The 7,608-nt window shown below is 72.2% G+C and carries 5 protein-coding genes; 3 read left to right on the top strand and 2 right to left on the bottom strand.

Annotated features, from left to right (window positions below; translation table 11 throughout):
* Positions 1-189: 189 nt before the first annotated feature.
* Positions 190-1,470 (bottom strand): extracellular solute-binding protein, encoded by a 1,281-nt coding sequence (locus ABZ693_RS08245; protein WP_359874707.1) that lies wholly within the window; start codon positions 1,468-1,470, stop codon positions 190-192.
* 337 nt (positions 1,471-1,807) lie between these two features.
* Between ABZ693_RS08245 and ABZ693_RS08240 the strand changes: the two genes are divergently transcribed.
* The 3 genes from ABZ693_RS08240 to ABZ693_RS08230 all read left to right on the top strand — a co-directional run bounded on the left by ABZ693_RS08240 (position 1,808) and on the right by ABZ693_RS08230 (position 4,537).
* Positions 1,808-2,833, top strand: a complete 1,026-nt coding sequence (locus ABZ693_RS08240; protein ID WP_359874705.1) for a LacI family DNA-binding transcriptional regulator — start codon at positions 1,808-1,810, stop codon at positions 2,831-2,833.
* 167 nt (positions 2,834-3,000) lie between these two features.
* Entirely contained in the window at positions 3,001-3,972 is a 972-nt protein-coding gene (locus tag ABZ693_RS08235) for a phosphatase PAP2 family protein (RefSeq protein ID WP_359874703.1), read from the top strand.
* 118 nt (positions 3,973-4,090) lie between these two features.
* A complete protein-coding gene (locus ABZ693_RS08230) occupies positions 4,091-4,537 on the top strand; it encodes a hypothetical protein (RefSeq protein WP_359874701.1) in 447 nt (148 codons plus the stop codon).
* Here the strand turns inward: ABZ693_RS08230 and ABZ693_RS08225 are convergent.
* The gene (locus tag ABZ693_RS08225) at positions 4,488-7,490 is read right to left on the bottom strand and encodes a bifunctional [glutamine synthetase] adenylyltransferase/[glutamine synthetase]-adenylyl-L-tyrosine phosphorylase (protein ID WP_359874698.1); all 3,003 of its coding nucleotides are present in this window, start codon (positions 7,488-7,490) and stop codon (positions 4,488-4,490) included. The genes ABZ693_RS08230 and ABZ693_RS08225 overlap by 50 nt on opposite strands.
* Positions 7,491-7,608: the final 118 nt, after the last annotated feature.

Raw genomic sequence — 7,608 nt, 5'->3', positions numbered from 1 at the left:
CTTGCCCTTCCCTCGCGGCTGGCCTGTCCCGCGGCTCGGGCCGCGGGCGACGTCGTCGCCCGCGGCCTTCGCCACCGACTGGCTGCTGGTTTCCACAGCCATCAGCCGGTCCGCCTTCCCTCTTCCCGCTTCACCGTGTCCCGCTTCACCGGGCCGCGCGGCTCGTGCCGCGCGGCCCGCCGCTTTCCGTTACTTCCAGCCCTTGAGGAGCTTGCGGTACGCGTCACCCGTCGACTTGACGCCCGCCTCGGGGCTGGTCTGGTTGGTGAGGACCTTCGTGTACTCGGTGACGAGCGGGGCGAAGAGGCTGCCGGTCTCCGGGATCCAGGGACGCTCGACGGCCTTGTCGACGACCGGCTTGAAGAACGTGATCAGCTCGTTGGAGGCCACGTCCGGCTCGCCGTAGACCGAGGTACGGGTCGGGAGCAGGCTCAGCTCCTTGGCCGTCTGGGCCTGGACCTCGGGCGAGCTCATGTACTCGACGAAGGCGTAGGAGGCGTCCAGGTTCTTGGAACCGGCGTAGACGGCGAGGTTGTGGCCGCCCTGCGGGGCGCCCTGGCCGGCCGAACCGGCCGGGACCGGGGCGATGCCCAGGTTGGCCTTGTCCGTGAACTCCTTGCCGGCGTAGGTGTCGGCGACGGCCCACGGGCCGTTGATCATCATGGCGACCTTGCCGTCCTTGAAGGCCGTCTGCATGTTGTTGAAGCCGTCGGTGGCGTCGGTCTTCGCGGCGCCGGAGTCGACGAGGTCCTTGACGACCTTCATCGCCTTCACGCCGGCGGCGTTGTCGACGGTGACCGTCTTGGTGTCGGCGTTGACCAGGTCGCCGCCCTCGCCGTAGAGGAAGGAGAGGAACCAGTAGGCGTCGTCACCGCGCAGGTAGAGACCGGTCTTGCCGGTCTTCTTCTTGATCTGGGCGGAGACGGACTTGAGGTCGTCGATGGTCTTGGGGACCTCGACACCGGCGTCCTTGAAGATCTTCTTGTTGTAGAAGATGCCCATGGAGTCGATGACCTGCGGCACGGCGTAGGTCTTGCCGTTGTACTTGGTGGACGCGGCGGCCTGCTTGAGGAAGTCGCCCTCGTCCTTCAGCGCGGCGGTGCCGTCGAGCGGCGCGAGGTAGCCGAGGTTCGCGAAGTCCGGGGTCCAGGCGACCTCGGAGCGGATCACGTCAGGAGCGCCGGAGCCGGACTGGGCGGCGTTCTTGAACTTGTTCTGCGCGTCGCCGAAGGGGACGTTGACGTACTCGACCTTCACCTTGGGGTGCTTCTTGGTGAAGTCCTCGGCGAGCTTCTTGAAGACCTTGTCCTCGGAACCGACCGTGGAGGTGTCCCACCAGGTGACCGTGCCGGAGAGCTCGCCCGAGCTCTTCGAACCGCCGCCGGACGAACCCTTGTCGTCGCTTCCGCACGCCGCCAGGGTCACGCCCAGGGCCGCGACCAGCGCGGTGGCCGCTATGCCACGCCGCATGTGAACTCCTTCAGATGGTCCCGGTTGGACGAGGGCCTTGACCTTCCTCATGCGACCGCTCCCTCGCGGCGCGCCGGGCTGGCAGGAACGTAACAGGCTTGAAAACCGGCCGAAAGACCTTGCGGGAATTTTCTGCAAGAAGGATCGATCGTTACATTCGCGTGTCCCGAAGGTTGCCGACGTGCCGCTTGACAGGGGCGGAACGGTGTCACCTTCTGCAAGAACTTGCGCAAGAACGATACGGGCCCGTGTACGGGGTGTACCGAGGGCGGGCGCCGGACCGGCTCAGAGGCGGGCGCTGCGCACGCACGATCCGTACCCGGTACAGTCCCGTTCCATGACCGCGCGGCTCGCCGACATCGCAGCCCAGGCGGGGGTCAGTGAAGCCACAGTCAGCCGCGTGCTCAACGGCAAGCCCGGTGTGGCCGCGGCCACCCGTGAATCCGTGCTGGCCGCACTCGACGTGCTCGGCTACGAGCGCCCGGTCCGGCTGACCCGGCGCAGCGCGGGCCTCGTCGGGCTGATCACCCCCGAACTGGACAACCCGATCTTTCCCGCGCTCGCGCAGGTCATCGGGCAGGCCCTGACCCGGCAGGGATACACCCCGGTGCTCGCCACCCAGACCCCCGGCGGGTCCACGGAGGACGAGCTGACCGACATGCTGGTGGAGCGCGGCGTCGCCGGCATCATCTTCGTCTCCGGTCTGCACGCCGACACCACCGCCGACACCTCGCGGTACGACCGACTGCGCGGCAAGGGCGTCCCGTTCGTCCTCATCAACGGCTTCTCGCCGCGCGTGCGGGCCCCGTTCGTCTCCCCCGACGACCGGGCCGCGATGGTGCTCGCGGTGACGCACCTGGCGGCGCTCGGCCACACCCGGATCGGCCTCGCGGTCGGCCCGGTGCGGTTCGTGCCCGTCCTGCGCAAGATCGAGGGCTTCACCAAGGGGATGCGGGAACGGTTCGGGCTCTCCCCCGAGGAGACCGAGGGGCTGATCCAGCACTCCCTCTACAGCCTGGAGGGCGGGCAGGCGGCGGCCGGCGCGCTGATCTCCAAGGGCTGCACCGCGGTGGTGTGCGCGAGCGACATGATGGCGCTCGGCGCGATCCGGGCGGCCCGGGAGCGGGGGCTGCGGGTGCCGCAGGACGTCTCGGTCGTCGGCTTCGACGACTCCCCTCTCATAGCGTTCACCGATCCGCCCCTGACCACCATCCGGCAGCCGGTCCAGGCGATGGGCCAGGCGGCGGTACGCGCTCTGCTGGAGGAGATCGGCGGGACGCCCGCCCCGCACACCGAGTTCGTCTTCATGCCGGAGCTGGTGGTCCGGGGGTCGACCGCGTCGGCGCCGCCCGCGTCCGCCTAGCTCCCGTACGGCGGTTCGGGGCGGAACCACCCCCTCGGGCCGCCCCGGCCCCGAGACCTGCGCGGAGCCCCCGGGAGCCCCCTACTCCGGAAGTCGGAGAGGGTGCGCCTCTCACCCGACCGAGGGATGATCGGTCGAGGGGATGCGATCTGGCAGACTCTCCTCTCATGGGTGAAACGACCGTGAAGACTTCGGAATGTCGGACGACCCCGTCGTCGTCACCCATCGTGGCGGACGACCGGTCCGATGCCGGGTCCTGGCGTGCCGCGTGGGCGGCCCGCGTACCGCGCCGGCCGCGCATCTGGTTCGAGATCCTGCTCATCGCGGTCAGCTACTGGACGTACTCGCTCATCCGCAACGCGGTGCCCGAGCAGAAGGCCCAGGCGCTGAAGAACGCCGACTGGATCTGGCAGACCGAGCACGCGCTCGGTCTCGCTTTCGAGCACGCCGTCAACCAGGCCGTGAACTCGGTGACCTGGCTGATCGTCGGCATGAACTACTACTACGCCACGCTGCACTTCATCGTGACGATCGGTGTGCTCGTGTGGCTGTACCGCTGGCAGCCGGGCCGTTACGCGGCGTTCCGCACGGCCCTGTTCGCCACCACCGGCGTCGCGCTGGTCGGCTACTACCTGTTCCCGCTCGCGCCGCCGCGGCTGATGAACGGCGGGCAGTTCGTCGACACCGTCCTGGTGCACCACACCTGGGGTTCGATGGCCTCGGGCAACCTCAAGCACATGTCGAACCAGTACGCGGCGATGCCGTCGATGCACATCGGCTGGTCGCTGTGGTGCGGGCTGACCATCTTCCTGCTGGCGAAGGCGCCGTGGGCGCGGATCCTCGGTCTGCTCTACCCGACGGCGACCCTGGTCGTCATCGTGGCCACCGCCAACCACTTCTGGATGGACGCGGTGGGCGGCACGCTCTGCCTGACGTTCGGCTTCGCGGTCTCGTACTTCTGGTACGGCGCGCATCCGCACCGGCTGCCGAAGCTGGTGGAGCCCGCGGCGTCGACGGCGCGCGGCGCCCGGCCGGTCCTGGTGGCGGCGGAGCGGGAGGCGGGGGGCGGCGCCGAGGACGCGGATCCGGCCGACACCGGTATACGGGACTCCCCGGAGCGGGTGGGTTCCGGGCGGTAGCGGGGGCCGGCAGCGGGACGTCCTCATCGGGCCCGTCACCTGAAGCGGTTCAGGACGACGGGCCTTCCTCACCCCCCACTATTCATGGTGTGTATACACCGTACGTATAGTCGCGTTCGTGATCCTCGTATCGCGGGCGCTGAAAACGCTCGCCGTCGCCTCGCTCGCCGTCGCCGCGGCGCATCTGATCCTGTCCGACACCCTGCGGCTCGGCTTCAGCGCGCAGGCCTCCGCCACCCTGGGGAGCCCCCAGGGCTACGGCGCGGACCAGGCGTTCACCACCGCCCTCGTCAACACCGCGCTCGTGCTGCCGCTGGTGCTGTGGGCGGGCCTGCGCATCGCGGGCGAGCGGCGGGTCGGGATCCCGGTCCTGGTGGGGACCGTCGCCTGGATCACGGCCGTCTGGCACGACCTCGACGTGATCGACGACGTGCCCGGCGCGGTCCTCCCGCTGCCGTCGCTCGGCCTCGTCGTCCTCGTGGCCGCCCTCGGCTCGCTGGTCCCCCGCAAGGGCGTCACGCCCCGTAGAACAGCTCCTCCATCACCGCCCGCGCCCGGCGCGTGACCCGGCGGTAGTCGTCGACCATCTCGCCGACGTGCCCCGGCCCGTACCCGAGGTAGCGGCCCACCGCCGCCAGCTCGCGCGGCTCGGACGGGAAGGTGTCCCCGGCCCGGCCGCGGACCAGCATCACCGCGTTGCGCACCCGGGTGGCCAGCACCCACGCCTCGTCCAGGATCTGCGCCTCGTCCGTGCCGATCAGCCCCGCCGCGTGGGCGGCGGACAGCGCCTCGCGGGTCCGGGTGGTGCGCAGGCCCGGCTCGGCCCAGCCGTGCCGCATCTGGATCAGCTGCACCGTCCACTCGACGTCGCTCAGCCCGCCCCGGCCCAGCTTGGCGTGGAGCGTCGGGTCGGCGCCGCGCGGCAGCCGCTCGGTCTCCATCCGGGCCTTCAGCCGGCGGATCTCGCGCGCGGCGTCCTCGCCGAGCCCCTCGGCCGGGTAGCGCAGCGGGTCGACGAGCCCGATGAAGCGCTCGCCCAGCTTCTCGTCGCCGGCCATCGGCGCGGCGCGCAGCAGGGCCTGGCTCTCCCAGACCAGCGACCAGCGCCGGTAGTACGCCTCGTACGACTTCAGGGTGCGCACCATCGGGCCGCTCTTGCCCTCGGGGCGCAGGTCGGCGTCGATGAGCAGCGGCGGGTCGGCGGTCGGCAGCTGGAGCAGCCGGCGCATCTCGGTGACGACCCGGTTCGCGGCCTGGGCGGCCTCCTGTTCGTCGACGCCCTCGCGTGGCTCGTGGACGAAGAGCACGTCGGCGTCGGAGCCGTAGCCGAGCTCGTGGCCGCCGAAGCGGCCCATGCCGATGACGGCGAACCGGGTCGGCAGCTCGTCGCCCCACTCGGCGCGGACGGCGGCGCGCAGCGCGCCGGCGATCGTGGCCGCGTTGAGGTCGGTGACGGCCTGACCGACCCGGTCGACCAGGGCGCCGGGGTCGGGCTCGCGGGGGTTCTCCTCGGTGCCGTACGAGCCGATGAGGTCGGCCGCGGCGGTACGGAACAGCTCCCGGCGCCGTACCCCGCGGGCCGCCGCCACCGCCTGCTCGGCGCCGTCGGCGCGGCCCACCGCGGCGAGCACCTCCTGCTCCAGGTGCGCGCGGCCGCGCGGGGTGAGGCCCTCGGGGTCGCCGAGGATGGCGACCGCCTCGGGGGCGCGCAGCAGCAGGTCGGGGGCGAGCCGGCCGGCGGACAGGACCCGGGCGAGGTTCTCGGCGGCGGCGCCCTCGTCGCGGAGCAGCCGCAGGTACCAGGGGGTCTTGCCGAGCGCGTCGGACACCTTGCGGAAGCCGAGCAGGCCCGCGTCGGGGTCGGCGGAGTCGGCGAACCAGCCGAGCAGCACGGGCAGCAGGGTGCGCTGGATGGCGGCCTTGCGGCTGACGCCGGAGGACAGCGCCTCCAGGTGGCGCAGGGCGGCGGCCGGGTCGGCGTATCCGAGGGCTTCGAGGCGCTGGCCGGCGGCCTTCGGGCTGAGCCGGATCTCGCCGGGGGCGAGCTGGGCGACCGCGTCGAGCAGCGGCCGGTAGAAGAGTTTCTCGTGCAGCCGGCGGACCACCGCCGCGTGCCGCTTCCACTCGCGGCCGAGCGCGGACACCGGGTCGGTGCGCAGGCCCAGCGAGCGGCCGAGGCGGCGCAGATCCTCCTCGCCCTCGGGGACGAGGTGGGTGCGGCGCAGCCGGAAGAGCTGGATGCGGTGCTCCATGGCACGCAGGAAGCGGTACGCCTCGTCGAGCTGGGCGGCGTCGGCGCGGCCCACATAGCCGCCGGCGGCGAGGGCGGCGAGCGCGTCGAGGGTGGTGGGGCTGTGCAGGGTGGCGTCGCTGCGGCCGTGCACCAGCTGGAGGAGCTGGACGGCGAACTCGACGTCGCGCAGACCGCCCGGGCCGAGCTTGAGTTCGCGTTCGACCTGGCCGGGCGGGATGTTGTCGACGACCCGGCGGCGCATCTTCTGGACGTCGGTGACGAAGTTCTCGCGCTCGGCGGCCTGCCAGACCATCGGGGAGACGGCGTCGAGGTACGCGGTGCCGAGCTCCGGGTCGCCGGCCACCGCGCGGGCCTTCAGGAGGGCCTGGAACTCCCAGGTCTTGGCCCAGCGCTGGTAGTAGGCGAGGTGGGAGGAGAGGGTGCGGACCAGCGGGCCGTTGCGGCCCTCGGGGCGGAGGTTGGCGTCGACCGGCCAGATGACGCCCTCGACCGTGGTCTCCGAGCAGATCCGCATCAGGTGGGAGGCCAGCCGGGTCGCCGCCTGGACGGCCTGGGCCTCGCCGCCGTCGCGTTCGCGGGCCTCGTCGGTGGGCTCGCCGACGAAGATGACGTCCACGTCGGAGACGTAGTTCAGCTCGCGGCCGCCGCACTTGCCCATGGCGATCACGGCGAGCCGGCACCGGGCGGCGTCCTCGGGCGCGGCGGCCTCGGCGAGCGCGAGCGCGGCGCGCAGGGTGGCGGTGGCGAGGTCGGCCAGTTCGGCGGCGGCCTGGGCGACGTCGGTGGTGCCGCACACGTCGCGGGCGGCGATCCCGAGCAGACAGCGGCGGTAGGCGACGCGCAGCGAGACCGGGTCGGTCACCTCGGCGAGCCCGCGCTCGAACTCGGTGAGACCCGGGTGCAGGTCGGCCGCCTCGTAGGTGACCAGGGCCTGCCAGTCGTGGGGGTGCCGTGCGAGGTGGTCGGCGAGCGCCTCGGAGGTGCCGAGGACGCCGAGCAGCCGGTCGCGGAACGGCTTCGCGGAGAGGAGCGTGGTGGTGAGCGCGGGCCGGTCGGCGGGCAGCTGGGCCTCGACCAGGCGGACCAGGCCGCGCAGCGCGAGGTCCGGGTCGGCGGTGGCGCCGAGGGCGTCGAGGAGGACGGCGTCGCCGCGCAGGGCGGCGAGCTCGTCGAGGTCGAACAGCCGCTCGGCGGCGGACGGGTCGGTGAACCCGTGCCGCAGCAGCCGGGTGAACGTACTGCTCCTGCGTCCCGGCGCCGTCATCCCGCCGCTCCCTCCACCGCCCGATCGGTCCGCGAGCGAGCCTAGTACCGCGGACCCCTTCCGGGTGCGCGCGGAGGCCCGGTAGACGGGCGAGCCCGGGGCGGCGGGGGCTTTCCGG

The organism is Streptomyces laurentii, assembly GCF_040635425.1.
GTDB lineage: Bacteria > Actinomycetota > Actinomycetes > Streptomycetales > Streptomycetaceae > Streptomyces > Streptomyces laurentii.
The sequence above is the reverse complement of the archived record's forward strand: the minus strand, read 5'-3'. Positions and strand labels throughout refer to the sequence as shown.

What these genes read in the sequence shown, in the direction of transcription:
- ABZ693_RS08245 (WP_359874707.1), bottom strand. Translation starts at nt 1,470, where the DNA reads ATGCGGCGTGGCATAGCGGCCACCGCGCTGGTCGCGGCCCTGGGCGTG.
- ABZ693_RS08225 (WP_359874698.1), bottom strand. Translation starts at nt 7,490, where the DNA reads ATGACGGCGCCGGGACGCAGGAGCAGTACGTTCACCCGGCTGCTGCGG.
- ABZ693_RS08240 (WP_359874705.1), top strand. Translation starts at nt 1,808, where the DNA reads ATGACCGCGCGGCTCGCCGACATCGCAGCCCAGGCGGGGGTCAGTGAA.
- ABZ693_RS08235 (WP_359874703.1), top strand. Translation starts at nt 3,001, where the DNA reads ATGGGTGAAACGACCGTGAAGACTTCGGAATGTCGGACGACCCCGTCG.